General features: G+C 62.4%; 11 protein-coding genes. 8 read left to right on the forward strand and 3 right to left on the reverse strand.

Features of this window, described 5'->3' with window-relative positions:
• The first annotated feature begins 135 nt into the window (after positions 1–135).
• The 5 genes from M1P90_RS14300 to M1P90_RS14320 all read left to right on the forward strand — a co-directional run bounded on the left by M1P90_RS14300 (position 136) and on the right by M1P90_RS14320 (position 11,803).
• Positions 136–3,150 carry an SBBP repeat-containing protein gene (locus M1P90_RS14300; RefSeq protein ID WP_483703310.1) on the forward strand — a complete coding sequence of 1,005 codons (3,015 nt, stop codon included), beginning with the start codon at positions 136–138 and terminating at the stop codon, positions 3,148–3,150.
• A gap of 21 nt (positions 3,151–3,171) precedes the next feature.
• The gene (locus tag M1P90_RS14305; protein WP_483703311.1) at positions 3,172–5,055 is read left to right on the forward strand and encodes a protein kinase domain-containing protein; all 1,884 of its coding nucleotides are present in this window, start codon (positions 3,172–3,174) and stop codon (positions 5,053–5,055) included.
• 315 nt (positions 5,056–5,370) lie between these two features.
• Positions 5,371–7,479 (forward strand): protein kinase domain-containing protein, encoded by a 2,109-nt coding sequence (locus M1P90_RS14310; protein ID WP_483703312.1) that lies wholly within the window; start codon positions 5,371–5,373, stop codon positions 7,477–7,479.
• 114 nt (positions 7,480–7,593) lie between these two features.
• Positions 7,594–8,853, forward strand: coding sequence for a PPC domain-containing protein (locus M1P90_RS14315; protein ID WP_483703313.1), 1,260 nt, complete (start codon positions 7,594–7,596; stop codon positions 8,851–8,853).
• A 127-nt stretch (positions 8,854–8,980) separates the two neighbouring features.
• Complete coding sequence (locus M1P90_RS14320) at positions 8,981–11,803, forward strand: TPM domain-containing protein (RefSeq protein WP_483703314.1); 2,823 nt, start codon at positions 8,981–8,983, stop codon at positions 11,801–11,803.
• A 61-nt stretch (positions 11,804–11,864) separates the two neighbouring features.
• Here the strand turns inward: M1P90_RS14320 and M1P90_RS14325 are convergent, their stop codons facing one another.
• Positions 11,865–12,068, reverse strand: a complete 204-nt coding sequence (locus M1P90_RS14325) for a hypothetical protein (protein ID WP_483703315.1) — start codon at positions 12,066–12,068, stop codon at positions 11,865–11,867.
• A 375-nt stretch (positions 12,069–12,443) separates the two neighbouring features.
• Between M1P90_RS14325 and M1P90_RS14330 the strand changes: the two genes are divergently transcribed.
• The 3 genes from M1P90_RS14330 (at position 12,444) to nfi (ending at position 14,452) form a co-directional block, all read left to right on the forward strand.
• Entirely contained in the window at positions 12,444–12,836 is a 393-nt protein-coding gene (locus tag M1P90_RS14330; RefSeq protein ID WP_483703316.1) for a hypothetical protein, read from the forward strand.
• Positions 12,837–13,059: 223 nt separating this feature from the next.
• Positions 13,060–13,674 carry a sulfite oxidase-like oxidoreductase gene (locus tag M1P90_RS14335; RefSeq protein ID WP_483703317.1) on the forward strand — a complete coding sequence of 205 codons (615 nt, stop codon included), beginning with the start codon at positions 13,060–13,062 and terminating at the stop codon, positions 13,672–13,674.
• 70 nt (positions 13,675–13,744) lie between these two features.
• The gene (nfi, locus tag M1P90_RS14340; protein WP_483703318.1) at positions 13,745–14,452 is read left to right on the forward strand and encodes a deoxyribonuclease V; all 708 of its coding nucleotides are present in this window, start codon (positions 13,745–13,747) and stop codon (positions 14,450–14,452) included.
• Between the two features lie 108 nt (positions 14,453–14,560).
• On the opposite strand, the gene M1P90_RS14345 is transcribed toward nfi, so the two are convergent.
• Positions 14,561–16,072, reverse strand: coding sequence for a DUF7405 family protein (locus M1P90_RS14345; protein WP_483703319.1), 1,512 nt, complete (start codon positions 16,070–16,072; stop codon positions 14,561–14,563).
• 96 nt (positions 16,073–16,168) lie between these two features.
• A complete protein-coding gene (locus M1P90_RS14350) occupies positions 16,169–19,525 on the reverse strand; it encodes a carboxypeptidase regulatory-like domain-containing protein (protein ID WP_483703320.1) in 3,357 nt (1,118 codons plus the stop codon).
• Between the last annotated feature and the right edge of the window lie 163 nt (positions 19,526–19,688).

Consider the following 19,688-nt stretch of genomic DNA (forward strand, 5'->3'; position numbering starts at 1 on the left):
AGCCACGCCCAGCCGCGCTGTTTCGCGCATGTGCCACGCCGGTTTCACCATGTGCTGCAAATTTGGGTGCGAAAAAGCAGCCCAGGCCCGTTTACTAACTGAAGCCAGCATTTTGCAGCCATATCAGGTGAGCGCGTGCGACCACGATCCCACTATGCAGTTCTGCTTTTTCTCCTGGCCGGCGTGCTAGCGCTTGGCGCGGCGCTTCCCGGTGCGGCAGCGCGGGCCCGTTCGCGCCTTGCTGCCTTGCCCACGCCCTTGCAGTTTGTTGAGAATGTTGGGCAGTTTGCCAGCGATGCACGCTTTCAGGTGCGCGGCGCGGCAAGCACGCTGTTTCTCACCCACGACGCAATCTGGCTAACGCAGGCGGGCACTTCCGCCCAGGGCAAAGCGCTGCAAAGTAACCTGCGCATCCGCTTCCCCGGCGCAAACCCAGCCGCGCAGATCGAGCCGTTTGGCCGCCTCGCCACGCGCATGTCCTTCTTCTTAGGCAACGATCCACGCGCCTGGCGCAGCAATGTGCCGGTGTGGGGCGGCGTGCGCTACCGCGACCTGTACCCCGGCATCGATCTGGAGTTCAGCGGCGCGAATGGCGCGCTGGAAATACACGCGCTGGCGCGACCGGGCGCCGATCTCGGCGCGCTGCGGCTCCAGCCCGACGGCGCGGACTGGCTGGCCGTTGGCGCGGGCGTGCTGCGCATGGGCACACCAGTGGGCGAAATGCGCCTGCCGCTGATCCACGCGACCGGCGTTGCGGCCACGCCCACGATCGCGCAGGGCAGCGTGGCCATGCCGTTTGCGCCCGCAAGCGCCGCCTCAGCCGAACCCGCCGCCGCCAGCGACCTGGCGTACAGCACACTTTATGGCACTGGCGGCACCGACGAAGGCGACGCGATCGCGGTTGACGCGAGCGGCGCGGCCTATATCGGCGGCTGGTCGGACTCAGGCTCGTTCCCAACCGAGCCGGGCTCGTTCCCCAGCGGCGCAGATGGCATCAACGGCGTGATTGTGAAGCAGGAACCTGGCTCGACCACACCCGCCTACTCAGTTGTGATTGGTGGCTCGAGAACCGAGTATGTGAGCGGCATTGCCGTGGACGCCAAGGGCAATGCGTATATTGCCGGCCACACCACGTCGTCCGATTTCCCGCGTGTGGGCGGCCTGAGCAAAACCGGCGCGGGCGTGAACAACGAAGCCCGCGACGCATTTGTGGCCAAGCTCAGCGCCGATGGCAGCCGGCTGGAGTATAGCAGCTACCTCGGCGGTTCGCAGGAAGATCGCGGCCTCGATATTGCCGTCGACCGGCTGGGCGCGGCCTATGTCACCGGGCGTACGACTTCGGACGATTTTCCGGGCGTGACGGGCGGCTACGACAGCGCCTACCACGGCGATTATGATGTCTTTGTAGCCAAGATCAACCCGGAGGGCAACGCAATCGAGTATGCCACCTACCTGGGCGGCAGCGCCAAAGACCAGGCCAACGGCATCACGGTTGACGCCAGCGGCGCGGCCTATGTGACTGGCTACACGGCATCGCCGTTTTTCCTGGCACTCAACGACTACGACTCGACCTTCAACAGCACGGTTCCCAACACAGAAGATGCGTTTGTGGTGAAGCTGAACAGCACCGGCACCAGCGTGCTGTATGGCACCTACCTGGGTGGCACAAATGCCGACCGTGGCGAAAGCATTGCCGTGGATGCGACGGGCGCGGCCTACATCACTGGCTACACGCTTTCGGGCGATTTCGGCGGCCTGGCCGGCAGCCTGCAAGGCGCAAAAGATGCCTACGCGCTGAAGCTCAGCCCGGGCGGCAAGACGCTGCAATATGCGCGCTACCTCGGCGGCAGCAGTGACGATAGCGGCATCGGCATTGGCGTGAACGCCAGCGGCGAGGCGATTATCGCGGGAAATACGCTGCAGGGCGGCCAGGATGGCTTTGTGACCAAGCTCAACGCCAGTGGCACCACGATTCTTTACTCAACCTACCTGGGCGGCGATGCAGAAGACTCGCTCGATGGCATTGCGCTCGACGCGAGCGGCCGGCCGTATGTCACAGGCTACACTCTCTCGAAAAACTACCCGGTGAAGCCATCCGCACCTTACCACGGCGACAAAGACATTGTGCTGAGCGTGCTGGCGCTGGGCGGCACGCCGCGCTATAGCGTGAGCGGCACGGTGAGCGCAAGCGGGCAGGGTCTTGGGGGCGTGGCAATTAAGGCGCTGAGCAGCACCGGCATATTCACCACAACCACGCTGGACGACGGCAGCTACATTCTGCCGGGCTTGCCCACCGGCCAATATACAATCAGCGCCGAAAAACCGGGCTATACGTTTACCGAACGCCCGCAAACAGTGAAGGTAGAAAAGAATGTTTCGGACGTGAACTTCACCGTTGCGAACAAAGAAACATTTACAATACGAGGCACAATCACGCTGGCGAATGGCCACCCGCTGGCCGGCGTGACCATAACGAACGGGCAGGGCGGCAGCGCCACCACCAATGCCGACGGCACGTACGTGTTCAGCGGGCTGATAAAAAGCAGCTACACGCTCACGCCAAGCCGCACGGGCTACAGCTTCGAGCCGCGCAATCGCAGCTTCACCCTAAGCGGCAACCTTGCCGGTCAGCACTTCAGCGCGAAAGCGCAGATCACCCGCGTGGAACATAGAACTTTTGTGGCGGTTTCTCGGAGGATAGAATTCATAACGCCACCACCCATTATTTACTGCGACGCCTACGAGCCAAATAATAGCCGCTATACTCAAGTCAGCCGCATCACGATCGGCCGAGAAGTGCAGGCCAGGATTTGCAGCAACGAAGGGCTGGCTAAGAACGACCCCTATTCCCCTTATGAGGATAATTATGTCTTTCACAATGCGCAGGGCCGAGATATTGTAGTTGAACTGAAAGATATTCCAGTAGCATTTCGACAAGACATTAACCTGCTGGTTTACGATAAAACGAAACTTGATAAACCTATTAAGTACGGCAACAAAGAGTGTTACGAATCGAATATTCGCGGGGCATCATATACCATGCAATGCCCCTTTAATAAAGTCGGCGATATGGTTGTGCGTATCTACAGCAGTGAAAATATCGTCGATGAAGCAAACTTTTACACCCTTCTGGTGACGTACGACGAATAAACAGCAGGCACCAGCGAAGCCATGAGCGACCTGAGCAACACATATCTCGGCCAGTACAAGCTGATCGCGCCGATCGGGCATGGCGGCATGTCCACGGTCTACAAGGCCTACCAGGATTCGCTCGACCGGAACGTGGCGGTGAAGGTGCTGCTCGCCAACCACGACCCGCAGTTTGCTTCGCGCTTTCGCCGCGAGGCGCGTGCGATTGCCGCGCTGCAGCACCCCAACATCCTGCCGATCTACGACTATGGCGAGCAGAACAACCTCCACTACTTTGTGATGCAGTACGTCGAAAACGGCGTGACGTTGCAGGATCGCATGGGCGCGGTTGTAACGCCCGGCGTGGCGGTTGCGCTGATTGGGCAGGTGCTGGCCGCGCTGGATTACGCCCACACGCGCGGCATTGTTCACCGCGATATCAAGCCCGCCAACGTGCTGCTGCCAAACAATAGCTGGGCCATGCTGGCCGACTTCGGCATCGCCAAGCTGATGCACGAAAGCCAGTCGCTGACGATGACCGGCTTTATCATCGGCACTGCCGCCTACATGGCCCCCGAGCAGGCCGCCGGCCGGCCAATCGACGCCCGCACCGACCTGTATGCCGTCGGCGTGATCCTCTATGAGCTGCTCACCGGGCAGCCACCCTTCTACGCCGACACGCCCATGGCGCTGCTCACACAACATGTGTACGAGCCACCGCCGCCGCCGCGCTCGATCAACCCGGATATACATCCTGCCGTTGAGGAAGCGCTGCTGCAGGCGCTCGCCAAGCACCCCGACGACCGCTACCAGAGCGCGGGCGCAATGCGCGCCGACCTTGAGCGCGTGCTCACCCTGCTCGACAAGCCCTACGTCTCACCGAAAGTCGAAGAGCTCTACCAGGCTGGCTTGCACGCCTTTCAGCAGCAGCGCTGGGATGATGCAATCGACCGGCTGAACCGGGCGCTGGCTCTCGCGCCCCTGAACGATGACGTAGCAGGCCTGCTTGATATGGCCCGCGACGCGCGCACAAATGCCCGCCGCCAGCAATACGCCCGCACAAAATCGCCCACCGGGCCGCGCTATGTCGCGCCAGCCAGCCAGACCACAGAAGATATTGCACAGCCCGCCGCCCCGCCGACGCCGCCCGCGCGCGCAGCACAACATATTCGCTGCCCGCAGTGCCAGCGGATCGTCCAGTCGGACTGGCAGGTGTGCCCATACTGCCGCGCAGCGATCGAGATACCTGGCGGGGCTGCGCTGAGCGCGCCAGAATTGGCCCCAGCGCCGGCCGCGCCAATTGGGGTAAAAGCGCCTGTGCTGGCACAGCCACTCATCCCACCAGCCTTGGCGCAGCCACCAGCTGGCCGGCCACCACGCCCACCCGAAGGTAGCGATTCAAACGCAGCTGTGCCGCGCCAGCGCCGGCCTTTTGGTGTGGCCCTGGCCGCGGTGGCGGCGCTGCTTGTGGCCGGGCTTGGCTTCTGGTGGTTCGGGCAGCCACCCGCCGCCGACGGCACCAGCCAGCCAAGCCCTGCGCCCACCAAGGTTCCTGCCCTGATTCTTGCCACCAGTACGCCAAGTGCCACGCCCAGCGCGACACCGAGCGCAACACCCAGCCGCACACCAAGCGCAACTGCTAGCCGCACGCCCAGCGCGACAGCCAGCCCAACGCCGACCGCCACCGAAACGGCTGTCCCAGCAACGGCAACGCCGCGGCCCGCGATCAAGCCAACTGCGAAACCTGTGGTCCAGCCGACTGCGCCACCCGCGCCGCCGCCGCCAACACCCGAGCCGCCAACGCCTGAGCCACCACCGCCGCCAACGCCCGAGCCACCACCGCCGCCGACGCCCGAGTCACCAACGCCCGAGCCGCCGACGGCCAAACCAAAGCCGCCGAAGAAAACACCAACGCCGCGGCCATAGACGGAGCATTTCGAAGCAGGGGCGATTGCAAAACACACCCGCCCAGAGACGGATTGACGGAAATAAACACGACCCATACAATAAGCACACGCCCTTTGAATTGACAATAACACTGCGCATTGCGCGCCCAGGCCGTGCCCGGCCAAAAAAACGACGAGAGTGGCCTCCAAAAACCTGGCTGTGCAACGTTTAATTTGAAAGTCTTTCTCACGATTCCAGTGCCAGGGCGCAGCCGAATGCTGCGCAGACCATCGCGAGAGAAATAATGACGCTGCCGGCAAGCACAAACGGAGCCGGCGCGCAGGGAATGTTCGAATGAGCGATCTGATTAATACCCAGCTTGGGCAATATCATCTGATCGAGGCAATCGGCCACGGCGGCATGGCAACGGTCTACAAGGCCTACCAGGAATCGCTCGACCGGAATGTAGCCGTGAAGGTACTGCTCTCGAATCGCGACCCGCAGTTTGCCGTGCGCTTCAAGCGCGAGGCGCGCGCGATCGCGGCCTTGCAGCACCACAATATTCTGCCGATCTACGATTATGGCGAGCAGGATGGCTTGCTGTATTTTGTGCTGCAATATGTCGAAAACGGCCTGACGCTGCATGATCTGCTTGGCGCGCCAATGGTGCCGGCGCAGGCGCTGCGCCTGATCGGGCATGTGCTGGCGGCGCTGGAATATGCGCACGCGCGCGGCGTGATTCACCGCGACCTGAAGCCAGCTAATATTCTGCTGCCCTCGCCAAACTGGGCGCTGCTGGCCGATTTCGGCATCGCCAAGCTGATGAACGACAGCCAGCATCTGACCATGACGGGCTTTATCATCGGTACCGCCGCCTATATGGCCCCCGAACAGGCCGCTGGCCGCCCGATCGACGCGCGCACCGATATATATTCGCTTGGCGTCGTGCTCTATGAAATGCTGACCGGCCGCGTGCCGTTCGATTCCGACACGCCTATGGCCGTGCTGACCAAGCATGTGTACGAGGCACCGCCGCCGCCGCGTTCGATTAACCCGAACCTCGCGCCCGCGCTGGAAGCGGTGCTGCTGCGCGCGCTGGCCAAAGACCCGGCGTCGCGCTACCAGTCGGCCGCCGAAATGGCCGAGGATGTCGAACGAATCGCGGCGCAATTTGAGCGCCCGCGCCCGCCCAGCCAGGTCAACACGCTCTACCGCTCGGGCGTCGAGGCGTTTCAGCACGGCCGCTGGGGCGATGCAGTTGATCGCTTTAGCGAGCTGGTTGCGCTTGCGCCCGACTATGAAGACGCGGCAATGCTGCTAAGCGCGGCGCGCGTGGCAAAAGATCAGATGGGTGCAACCAGCGAGGTGCGCGCTGTTAATGCCTCACCAGTTGCGCCCGTTGCTCCAGTCGCCCCGGTTGTGCCAGCCGAAACTCCGAAACAAGCCGAGCCAGTTCGCGCCGATGCGTTTGCGCCGCTGGCATTTGGCGCTACCGCAGCGGCAGCCGCCGCCGAAGCCGCCCCAATTTCACAAAGCATTGCCGCGCCCAGCATCCAGCCAGCCGCGCCAACTACGCCAGGGGTTGCTACCACCTGGGGCGCGCCGCCGATCACAAGTGGCGGTGCCGGTGCCGGATTCACGCCGCCGCCACCGCCAGCCAACCCACCCGTCGCGGCGGGCGACGAGCCACGGAACCGGCGCTTTGGCCTGTGGGCCGCGCTGGCCACTGTGCTGATTTTGGTTGTGGGCGCGAGTATTTTCTATATTCAAGGCACGCGTGCAGCCGGCGGCCCGAATAACGGCCTGGGTGTGGTACCAACCGCCGCAGAAGCGCCATCGGCTGCGCCCGCGCCTTCGGTGACGGCTAGCCCAAGCAGCACGCCTTCGGCGACGGCAAACCCAAGCAGCACGCCTTCGGCAACCACCGCCCCTTCGGCAACCACCGCGCCAACCGAAGCCGCAACGCCCACGGCCGCGCCGAATGCAGTTGTCAACAACAACACGCTGACCCTGCGCGCCGGGCCGGGCACTGCCTATGCATCCATTGGCTCATACCCGCGCAACACGGCGCTGGATGTGGTTGGCAGAAATGCTAACGGCAGCTGGCTGAAAGTCGAAGCGCCCGATGGGCAGATCGGCTGGATGCTGACGCAGTTCCTGCAAGTGAACATTGATCTCGCCAGCGTGCCCGAGGCGAGCGCGCCACCACCGCCTGCGACGGCCACGCCGCGCCCACGCCCAACGGCCGCGCCGGTTGCGCAGCCAACTGCGCCGCCCGCGCCCGAGCCAACTGCGCCGCCCGCGCCCGAGCCAACCAACCCACCCGCGCCCGAGCCGCCTACCCCGGTGCCGCCTACTGCAACACAGAATAGCGGAGGTGGCGGAGGTGGCGGAGGTGGCGGCGGTGGCGGTGGTCCGAAACCCACCACACCACCAAAACGGCCCACAGTGCCGCCAAAGTAGAATGATTGATAGGCGAGCAGGTAAGAGCAAGCGCATACTACCTGCGTGGTTGCCTCATTACCAGAATCGCCGGTTGGCGAGCTATTCCAGTTATCAACAGCAAGGATGGGAGCAATGAGAAGACGGCATTTTATCATCAAGCTCATAGGCATTTTCTGCTTACTCATGGTTATAGCTGCTGGCGGTTCAGCGCAAGCAACTGGCAAATATGCCCAGACTTTTGGCAAAGCCACCCTGTCGAATCAGCCAACACCAGCCGAAACAGCACAACCCGCCCCCGCCCCCCAGCCTGCTGATGCTGCCCCGGCACAAGTAGATAATGGAGCACGCTTTGCCACTGTGCTCAACGGCGGAAAAATGCCTGCGACCACAGTTGCCCCGGCCAGCACATTCACAATTTACGAGAATTTCGAAGGCGATTGGCCTTCGTACTGGTCGCTGGTTGATGAAAGTTCCACTGATGGGGGCGAATATTTGTGGGGAAAACGAACTTGCTATGTGTTTCAGGGGAAGTATGCCGCCTTCTCAACTGGCGGTGGTGGTAAAGGTTCGTCACGCGGATGCTCAAGCAACTACCCTGTAAACGCATTATCAACTGGCGTGGTTGGGCCATTTGATTTAACCCAATATGTGAGTGGTAGTCTTGTGTATCATTTCACTGGCAGAAGCGAATACAATGGCGGCGGATCGTGCACTAACATCGACGACATTCTTTTCGTTGGTGCTGGCATCAGTTCCGACATAACAACGCACTACGGTTTCTTTTCTTGTGGTAATTTTTCGGATAAGCACTACCAGAACCAACTTGACCTGACAAAGATACCGCTCGCTCTCTTTAATTCCAAGAATGTCTATCTTTCTATGGAGTTTGCGAGCGATGGCGACTCAAATCGCGGTGTCGGATTCGCAGTTGATTATCTGGCGCTTATTCTTGAGACTAAACCTAGTGGTTCACCAGAAGTGAAAGTATATGTGCCTATGTCGCGCAAATATACGGCACCATCGGTAATATCCTGCCCTGATGGCGAACCAAATGATAATAAGGCCCAAGCTAAGCAGATTACGCAATTTGGCGTTGTTTGCCAGGGTTCTTTGCATCAGCAGCGCGTCGACGACACTTCAGACTTCTATGCGGTTGATGTCAACGCCAACCAGAAGCTGACTGTTGATCTCAGTAACTTCGGCAAAAATGATTACGATCTCTACCTCTATAGCGCGACATCAGATCAGGCGCTCGCACTAAGCCAAAATAATACCGGCCTGGCGGAGCATTTAGAATATACCAGCCCTTCATCGCAGCGGTTGTATATCTGGGTAGTTGGGCGCGATCCCTTCGTCAGTCCATACACCTATAACCTCAAGGTGCAAGGCTAGCCTACGTTTACCACCCTCGAGAGCGCCGGGGCGAATGTCGTCCCGGCGCTTTTATTGCGCGCCCGGAGCCGATGGTTTTATGGTATCCTGCAACGCGCACGTACTCGCACGACGAGGAGAGTGACGCGTGAGACATACCTTCCGTTATATTGCGCTGGCTGCACTGGCGCTGCTGCTGGCCCTGCCAATGCTCGCTTTTGCGCAGGGCCGCGTGGTGATCGACGACAGCACCGGCGGCATTGATCAGGCCAGCGTGCGCCGCGCTGCGCAAAGCCTCACCAGCAAAAATGCCACTGTTGTGGTGCTGGTGACCGACCAGACCGGCAGTGACCCGCAGGCCTATGCCAGCCAGAAACTCCAGGCCAACGGCATTCAGTCCAGCCCGCTTGAGCCCAGCGCCATTATCTACCTCGTGTCGCTGGATCGGCGCAATGTGTTCATCTACTATGGTGCCGATTGGAACGCCACCCTCGGGCCGACCTACCAGAATATCGCCAACAACGACATGATCCCGCAGATGGCGCGCGGTAATATCACCGACGGGCTGGTCGCAGGCATCAATGGCACGGTTGACGCGATCAATAACCCGCCCGGCGCGCCGATCAGCCTCGCGCCGATTGCGATTGCGATTGTGGTGGTGGCGCTGCTGGTGATTGGCGTGCCGCTGGTGCTGCGCAGCATGGGCAAGCGTCGCTCAGCCGCGCAGGCGCTGGCGCAGGCCCGCCAGGGCGCCGAAGATGCCCGCAAGCGCGCTGGCGCTGCCATTGCCGACTTCGGGCAACTGCTGAAAGACGCCCGCGAAAAAGCCCAGTACGATGCGATTTCCTACGCGCCGGCCGATGTCGCGCAAATTGCAGGCTGGCAGCGCGCCGCTGAGCAGCAGTTCGTCCAGGCACAAGAGCAGTTCGACGCCGCTGGCGAAACTCTAGCCGCCACGGGAGCGCCAAACGCCGAGCAGTATGCGCAAGTCGCGCAGCGCTACGACGCCGCCGCCCAGCAGACCGGGGCTGCGCGCGAGCAGCTTGCCCAGGCCGAGGCTCGCCGCAGCGAGCTCGATCAGCTCAACGCCAGCGCGCCCGCCGAAATCGACCGCCCAAAAAAAGCACTGGCTGACGCCGCCGCACAGCTCGATGCGCTTGGCCCCGACTTCCCCAACGCCCAGGCCATCCTGGCGCCGCTGGCGGAAGCGGTAGCGCACGCCGAAGGGCTGCTGGCCGAGCATCGCGCCGCCGAGGCCATTGCGGCCGCGGGGGCGGCGTCAGCCACCATCGACGACCTGGCGCGCACGCTGGCGCGCTACACCGACATTCACGAAGGCATTTCGGCCGGGCGCGCGGCGGCGGAAAAGGTTGCCGCACAGGGCTACCGCATCGACGGCGGGCTGGCGGCATTTGCCCGCGCCGAAGCAGTATTAGCACAGGCCGCCGCCGCGCTCGAACACGACAGCGCCCAGGCTCGCGAGCTGCTCGATGGTGCCGAAACCGCCCGCGCCGAAGGCGTGGCCCGTGGCGGTGGCATGCCCGCGCTGGAGCGCGAAAACGCCGCGCGCTTCGAGCCTGTGCGCGCCGAAGCCGCCAGTGTGGCCGAATACATCGGCCAGGGGCGCGCCACCTTCGAGCAGGTGGATGATTTTGCCGAGGCGACATGGAGCGACATTCGCGGCAATGGCAGCGAGGCGGAAGAAGCCGCCGCGCAGGCTAATGCGCTGATCGAGCGCGCTGCCGAGCGCAACACCATGGAGCAGCAGGATTTTGCCGGCGCAAAGAGCGACCTCGACGCAGCCGAAGAGCGCCTGAGCTTTGCGCGCACCCTGCTCGACACGATTGTGCAGCGCCTGAAAGACCTCCAGGCCGCGCGCGACGCTGCCCGCGCCGAGCTTGCTGCCGCGCAGGCCGATTTCGACGCGGGCTGGCAGTATGTGCGCAGCAACGACCCGGATGTCGGCAAGAACCCCGAGCAGGCACTGGCCCAGGCTGGCGCGCTGCTGAAGGAGGCCAGCGCCGAGCTGCAGCAACCCCGCCCGAACTGGCTCACCATCGTCAAGCAGGCGCTGGAAGCGAACCGGCTGGCCGACGAGGCGATTGCCAATGCCCGCGGCGAGGTTGCGGCGATGAACGCCTTGCGCGAGCAGGCGCAGCGTGCCCAGCAGCTTGCCGCTGGCGAGGTCCAGAAGATCAACCAGTTCCTCGGCTTGCACGAAAACGACCTGCCAGGGGACGCGCCCGAGCGGCTGGCCGCGCTTCAGGCCGAACTTCAGGCCGCCTACGCCGCGCTCCAGGCAGCCGAGCGCAACGAAGAAACCGCGCGCGCCAACAGTCTGCGCGACGCCGTTGGGCGCTACACCAGCGTAGCCCAGCACGCCGAGCAACTGTACGAAACGCTTTACGAAGCCTTCCAGCGCGTCGACCAGCTGCGCCACCAGCTCGCCCGCGAGGTCGAGGGGGCCGAGCGGGCGCTGGCTCAGGCGGAACAGCGCTACAGTACCTACGCCAACTACCTGGCCAGCCCATCCGACGCGGGCAGCCTGATCCAGGCCGCCCGCGCAGAGCTTGACGCGATTGGCAACCCGCGCACCGAAAACCGCCTGCGCGAAGCACTTCGCAACGCCCAGCAGGCCCGCAGCGCCGCCGAGCGCGCCGACACCTTGCTCACCGAACAGATCCGCCGCGCGCAAAACGCCCAGCAGCGCGACCAGCTCGACGATGTGCTGGCGGGCGCATTGATCGGCTCGATGCTCAGCGGTGGCGGTGGCGGGCGGCGCGGGCATGGTGGCCGCCACCATGGCGGCGGTGGCTGGGGCGGCAGCAGTGGCGGCAGTAGTGGTGGTGGATGGAGCAGTGGCGGCGGCAGCTTCGGCGGATGGGGCGGCGGAGGCGGCGGGGGCTGGAGCGGTGGCGGCGGCGGTGGTGGCGGATGGGGCGGCGGCGGTGGTGGTGGAAACGGCTGGTAAAAATAGGCCGCGGCAGCGCAACGCTACCGCGGCTTTTTAATAAACAATCGCAGGCGCAGCATTACGTGCGCTTTGCACGCGTCTCCCAGGGCAGCAATGCGTCGGAATTCTTGCTTGCCGAAGCGGGTGCCCGCATCAGCAACTGCGGGCTATACTGAAAAAACGCGCCATGCTCCTTGCAGTAAAACAGATCGCGCTCCTGCGTCAGCCTGGCACCGCACTCAGGGCAAGCCAGGTTTTCAGTTAAAAACTCGCGCTTGACCATCTCATTCTCCTCGTTTGCAAAAAAACCCGCCTCATAGTTGAGGCAGGCTTCGGTTGCCAGCAGTGTCGGCAGGCGTCGCCGGTAATCTGTGCACAGGCACTATACCATTTTTTCACCAGCGTGTAAAGCTCCGAAAAATATTTCGCAGCAAAAATCTTTTCAAAAAACGGTAAAAAAGGACTCCCATGTGGAAGAATAATATAGTATAATTCCCCGAAATGCGCGCCCGTGCCGCCGCCGCATCCCATCCCTACCAGTGAATTCCAACCCAATCTACCCAATGGTAAGCTTCTTGCGTCGTATGGAGAAGCTTTGCTTCGCCTACGGTTGAGGGCGTGCGCAGAGGTCAATGCAGACCTCAGAAGGAGAATGTCGATGCTCGACACATGCATCCAGCACCTGCTTGAGCAGGTGATCGACTCGCCGATCAAATTGCAGCTTTGCCTCTTGTTTCATGAAAATCCCCAGCTGCACGGCAGCGCCAGCGAGCTTGCCAACCGCATCTACCGCGATATCTGGAGCCTGCGCGAAGCACTGCACGAGCTGGCCGAGGATGGCATTCTCAGCGAAACCGCCAGCGGCGCCGAGCCTGTGTATGGCTACCGTCCGCGCGCCGAGCGCGTGGCGGCACTGGTTAGCCTGGCCCAAAGCTACAACGAACCATTCGAGCGCGACAAGATCCAGGGCGTGCTGCACGATATTGCCAGCTATGCCCGCTATCGGCGCGCGAAAACCTGGCATTCCGGCTTTGAGCTTCAGCTTCTCTGATCACAATTTCTGCGGCGCAGCTTCATTACAGATACTCGGCTCGCAACACACGCAGGCCACCAGCGCGATCCGTGGGGCAGCCCACGGATCGCGCTTTGCTATGAATCGCAACATCTGAATTGCTGCTTCAATTCGTATTCTTTGGTGTAACATTTGCCAAGAATATGAGACAATAGAGTGCCACTGGCCCATACCGGCGTAGTTCATAAAGGAGCCGCTCAGCATGTTCAACGCATTTCGCAAAAAATACGACCGCACCACGCCCGAGGTCGAGGATCGCGTGCCGCCCGGACAGTACCTGACCGAGAAGTTCCCGGTGCTGCACTATGGCAGCGTGCCCAACTATCGCGACCTTGAGAACACCTGGGATTTGCGCGTGTGGGGCGAGATCGAAAGCCCGGCGCGCTTTTCGTTCGCGGAGTTTCGCGCCCTGCCCACCACCGAGGTTACAACCGACATCCACTGCGTGACGCGCTGGAGCAAGCTCGACACCCGCTGGCAGGGCGTGAAGTTCACCGAGTTTTTGAAGCACATCCCGGCGCTCAAGCCCAGCGCCAAGTTCATTCTGTTCCACTGCGAGCAGGGTTTCACCGCGAATGTGCCGCTGGAAATTATGCTTGAGGATGAGGCAATGCTGGCCTACAAGTTCGATGGCCAGGAGCTGACGCCCGAGCATGGCTACCCGCTGCGCTCGTTCGTGCCGAAGAAGTATTTCTGGAAGAGCGCGAAGTGGCTGCGCGGCATTGAGTTCCTGTCGGAAGACCAGCTTGGCTTCTGGGAGCGCTACGGCTACAACAACAACGCCGATCCCTGGCTGGAAGAGCGCTATTCGGATTAATTTTGAATCCTGAGTGCTGAGTGTTGAGTTACGCTTTCCTCAACACTCAGCACTTTTTATGCAGCACGATATGGAATGGCCAACAACCTTCGAAGAAGCGCTGGAGATTCAGCGCCAGCTTGCCCCGCAGGTGGTAACGCACGACGACTTTGGCGCGATCGAGACGGTTGCTGGCGTCGACGCGGGCTACGAGCCCGACCCCGCCGCGCCCGAAAGCCACGGCATCGCCCGCGCCGCGATTGTGGTGCTGGAATTCCCTTCCCTTCGCCCGGTTGATTACACCGTCGCCCGCCACCCCACCAGCTTCCCGTATGTGCCGGGCTTTCTATCTTTCCGCGAAACGCCAGCCGTGCTCGAAGCCCTGGCGCAGCTGCGCGTGCGGCCAAGCCTGCTGATCTGCGATGGCCAGGGCATTGCGCACCCGCGCCGCTTTGGCATTGCCAGCCATGTCGGGTTGCTGGCCAACCTGCCCTCCGTCGGCTGCGCGAAATCGCTGCTGACCGGCCGCCACGCGCCCCTGCCCGACGAGCGCGGCGCAACCGTGCCGCTGATGCATCGCGGCGAGCAGATTGGCGTGGTGCTGCGCTCGCGTGCTGGCACCAAGCCGCTGTATGTTTCGCCCGGCCACCGCGTGAGCATGGAAAGTGCTGTGCGCTTTGTGATGGCCTGCCTCACCAAATATCGCCTCCCCGAAACCACGCGCGCCGCCGATGGCCTGGCCTCGCACGGGCGCATCCCTCAGATTTCCAACCAACTCCAGTTCGGCGAAGAACTGTAGAAGGCGTTCGTCCACTATCAAGAAAGCAATGCGGAAATCAGGAAAAAGCTCAGCATTGCAATCCCCAATCCCTATTCCCCGTCTCCCAACCCCTACGCTGAAAGCGCACTACGAAGCCCCCGCCAGCGGCACAAACAAGCGCTCGATGCCATCTTGCAGTTCGGCCAGCGGGAACGAGCGGTGATTGCGTGGCGGGATCAGGAAGTTCTGGCGATGCAGGGCACGAATCACCTGGTTGATGCCATTGTTCGCGTCGCTGATGCTATACGGTGCTTCGCGCAGGTTCGTGCCGTTTGGCATCACGCCCGCCATGGCCAATCGCATCGCATGAAACTGCTGGCTCGTCGCCATAAATGACACAAAGTGCAAACCCGCCGCCGGGCGCTCGCTGTACTGGTCGAGGTCGGGGTTCGATGTCCACGCAAACGGATTATCGAGCGTGTTGAAGTCGTCGCGCAGCGAGATCGGTGTGCCGGCCGCCCACACGCGCCCGTAGCGGTCGGTGGTGTTGGCGCTCAGGCGATTGGCCTGCTGGATTGTCGCGTTATGGCCAAGCACCTGGTAGGTGGTGGCGTCGCCAGCCACGTCGGATGGTTGCGAGCGGTGGCTCTTGTCGTTCGGGATCGTCACAACGCCGGGCTCGGCAATGGTGCGCGGCGAGAACATGCGCGCCACACGCTCGGACGGCGTGAAGCGGCCATACCACTGCGCCAGGTCGGTGAAGAGCTGCGAGAGATGCATGGTGCATCCGCCCGCGAAGTAGCTGGTAAGCTGCTGATCGGTGATGCCGGGCAGTGTTTCGAAGTTCACCAGGTTGCCGGGCGCAAGCGCGCCGTGCTGCGTGCTTGTGAAGCCCATCATCAGCTGAGCATTGTCGGGGATTTGATCCGCGCCGGGGATGCTGGCGGCGAGTGCCAGCTGCTTGGCGATGCTGCGCGAGCCAAAGCCGCGCCCAACAAAGCCTTTGCGCACACTCGTCAGCATAAACAGGTCGCCGATATACGCCGGGCTCGTTTCGTCCTCGAACAGCGCGCGCTCGGCACCAGCAATAATCGACTGGCTGTCGCTGCGCATCAGGAACATCACTGCGTTCTGCTCGACCAGCATTTCGTCGCGGTCGCCGGGGAAGCGCATGGCGTCAAGCAGCACGGGCTGGCGCTGCCCGCTCGCTGCCGAGTATTTCAGGTCGATTGGCATGAAGCGATCGACCAGCGCGGCGGGCAGGTGCTTGCGGAAGTAGGGCAAACCCCAGCCCACCACCAGCGTGAGGCCGGCGGGCGTGGGCGCGTAGGGCGCTTCGACCAGCTGCAAAGCCTGTTCGAGCCGTGCCTGCGCGCGGAACAGCGTGGCAGGGTCGGGGTCGAATGCCAGCTTGGCGGTAATAATTTCGTGGTAGAGCGGCGGCAGCAGCACCTGCACGCCATTATCGACAACCGTGGCAACATCGTCGACCAGGTATTGTTCGCGTGTGCGAGTGGCTGGCGTTGCGAGGGCGGGCCGCTCGAAGGCGGCGGCGGTGCCGAGCATGCCGTAGATGCCGCGCGCGCTGATGGTGCCGATTGCAATGCCGGCTGCGCGTTTCAGGAATGCGCGCCGGCTGATCGAGTTGTGTTCGTTCATAATAAAAATATTTCTTCCCGCTCCAGCACGATGCTCCAGCGGGTCTGCGGGCGCCGGCGGCCCAGGTGTTACCCGGGCCGCCGGCCGATGTGGCGGTTACTCAAGCCCAAGCTTGCACAGGAAGACCTTCGAGCCTACGGTGAATTGCCATTCGTCGGTGGTAAGCGCGCTGTACTGAGCACTTGCGCGCTCGCCCGTCAGGGCCGCTTTGTTGGTGCTGATCGGGATGAACACCGTATTGACGGAAGTTGTCACCTTCGTGACCACGAAGCTGGCCGCGCTTGGCGCTTGCCTGGTTGTCGTCACCACCGTGATTTTGCCGCTGGTCGCGCCAGCCGGCACCACTGCGCGCAGCTTCGTGGCCGAGTCGACCGTGACGCTGCTGGCGGGTTTGCCATTGAACAGTACGCCCGTCACCGCCACAAAACCAGCGCCATTGATCGTCACTTCGGTGCCGGCTGGGCCGCTTGCCGGGCTGAAGCCACTGACCGAAAGGTCGGGGGCGGGCGCGGTGACGGTGTAGTTGCTGGCCGAGCTGACGCTGCCGTTCGGCGCGGCCAGCCCGATCACGCCGGTGCTTGCGCCGGTTGGCACCACCACATGCAGCTGTGTGTCGCTCTTCGAGCTGATTGTGGCCGGCGTGCCGTTGAATGTCACGGCAGTGACATGGTTCAGGTTCGTGCCCGCAATCGTCACAGGCGTGCCAACCGGGCCACTCACCGGCACAAAGCTGCTGATCGTCGGTGGTGGGAGTACCTTTGGCGTCACAACCAGCTGCGGGGCGTTAGTGCCTTCGCGCGAACTGTAGCGCAGCGAGTCGGTGGCTGTTGTCTTCAGTGCGAAGTTGAAGACACCGTTATCCTGCACGGCACTGGTCACGTCAAACTCGACCCAGGTGTTGAGCGCGGCAGCGGTGATGTTGCTGGCGATTGTCGTTGCGCCGACCACCGGGGCATTATTCAGCGTGACGCCGCTTTCCGTCCACGGGCCTGAGCCATCGGCGTAGGTGTTGCCCGCCAGGTAGACATTGCCACCCTTCGCGCTGGCATCGGTGACGTACACGCGCAGCTTGGCGCTCTGCACGCCCGTGTCCATACCCGCGACATTGAAGCGCATGTAGCTGGTATAGCTGGTGCCGCCGCCATTCACGCGCAGGGCCGCATCCGAGCCATAGTTCTTGGTTGGCGCTGCGGTGGAGACGTAGGTGTCGGCCGCCGGGTTGAAGATGGTTGGCGCGTTGATCGGCACCATCACCGGGTCGACGGCAGTGTACGAGCCGAAGGTCACGACCACCGACGGGTTCACATAGTCTTTGTAACCCGCCTTGCTCACGGTCATCTCATAGGTGCCGGGTGGCACGTCGAGCAGGTAGCGGCCAGTGTTGTCGGTGGTGGTGGTGTAGGGGCCAATCTGCACCGTTGCGTCGCCCACAACCGTCAGCGTGACGCTGTCGTGCGCTTCACCGGCCACAAAGGTTGGTTTGGGAACCAGCGGGATGTTGACTGTGGTGGTGGCATTCGCCGGCACAACCACCGCCTGGTCGGCGCTGCTGTTGTAGCCAATTGCCGAAGCGCTCAGCGTCTGGTCGCCCGAAGGCACGTTGCTGATCGTGTAGGTGCCGTCGTTCGCGGTGGTGGCCGAGCCGCCGACATAGGTCACAATCGCGCCGCCAATGCCCTGGCCGTTTTCGCTGTTGGTGACTTTGCCCGTGATCGTGCCGGGCGGAGTCATTTTGAGATTCAGCGTCACCGTGGCGCCGCCGCCAACCGGCTGGGTTTTCTTCACCGTGGCCAGGCCGCTCTTGCTGAAGGTCAGCAGAATTTCGCCCGGGTTGATGTCGGTGAGGGTGTAGTCGCCATTGCCGTCGGTGGTGGTCGAGCCGCCCGCGTAGGAAACGCTCACGCCGCTGACCGGGTTGCCATTCGCGTCGGTGACTTTGCCGGTAAGGGTGCCGGGCTGCAGGTTCGCGGTCGAGTCGACGCGAATGATTTTCGCCACCGAAGGCACGCCCTTGCTGTCTTTCACCACCAGCTGGTAGTATCCGGGCGGGGCGATGTTGCCATTGGCCGGGGCCACCACGCTCAGCGTGCTATCCGACTGCGAGAAGCTCAGCGGGACGTAGCGCTGGTTGTGGTCGAAGGCGTGCGTCACGGCGTTCAGGCCGATCAGCGCCACGCCCTGGATGGTCGAGCCGTCGGTAATGTTTACGTCGAGGTTGAAGCCCGCGCCGTAACCAACCGACTCGGGCGAGCTGGCGATGCCTGGGCGCGCGCCCTTGAACAGGTAGGGCGGCGAGAAGATCTGGGCGTTGTAGCGGCCATTGTACTCGCCGCCAGCGGTCAGCACGCGCCCGTCGGGCAGCAGGATCGCCGCCGAGTGGTACATGCGGTCGTTGGTCATTTTGGCCGTCACGCTCCACTGCTCGGTGTCGGGGTTCCAGATTTCGCCTTCGTATATCGCGCCGGTGGTAATGCCATCGCCCAGGTCGTCGGCCGAGCGCGTGCCACCCACCGCCATCACTTCGCCATCGGCCAGAATGACCATGTTGTGGCGGCGGCGCGGGAAGTTCATCGATGCGATCTGCTTCCACTGCGGGGTAGCAGCCGTCATGTCAATAATCGCGGCATTGGCGATCGAGGGGTCGCCGCCGCCCGAGCGGATGATCTTGCCAATGCCGTACATCGCCGACGACTCGGCGTAGCCGCTGCTGCCGAAGGCGTTGGTTGGGCCATTCGACCAGGTGCCGGCATTCATATCGAGCTGGAAGGTGCTGGCCGAGGTGCCGGCCTTGTAGACCTTGCCGCTGGGCAGAAGGAACATCTGCGGATACAGGCCCAGGTCCTTCGAGGCACTATTGGGCATCATTGTCCATGTATCGGTCGTTGGGTCGTAGATTTCGGGGATGTTTGCGCGCCCACCGCCAGGCATATCGCCCGAGCTGGCCAGAATGCGGCCATCGGCCAGGCGCGTGGTGGTGCCATACCAGCGCGGGTAGTGCATCGGCTGCACATTCGACCAGACGTTGGTGGCTGGGTCGAAAATTGCCGTGACGGTGATGCCATCGTGCGGCGAAACGATCACGCCACCGGCAACGATCACGCGGCCATCGGCCAGAAATGTTTGGGCCGCGCAGTGCAGGTCGCCAAAGTTGGCGGGCACCGCCGTTTTTGTGTTCGTGACCGGGTCCCACACAAAGGCGTCCTGACCGGTAGGCCAGGCCAGCACTTTTCCGTTGGGCAGCATCGCCATGTGCTTGCCAAAAATGTTCCAGTTGATAGTCGCGCCCCATTCGCCGGTGGTGGCGCGTGGGTCGCCAATGGCAGCAGGTGCGGGCGCAACGCTGGCCTGCGCCTGGGGCAGATGTTCGAATTGTGGCAGCGCAAGCGCAACTAAAAAGCCAAAGGCCAGGAGCATGCGCCAGAAACGTTGCGGCGCAAAATGTGTCAATTTCACAGGAACCCCTCCAAATTTGAATCACCAAATCGTGTGTCAGGATGTTTTGCGTAATACGGATTGGTGGAAAAAGTATTTGAGGAGTGGCTGCAGTCCGCCCCACGCACCCCACCAAGACAATGCAACCGGGCCACATTTTGGGCAGGCTAACGCCCAGGCGTGC

Source organism: Kouleothrix sp. 19917 (assembly GCF_057073505.1).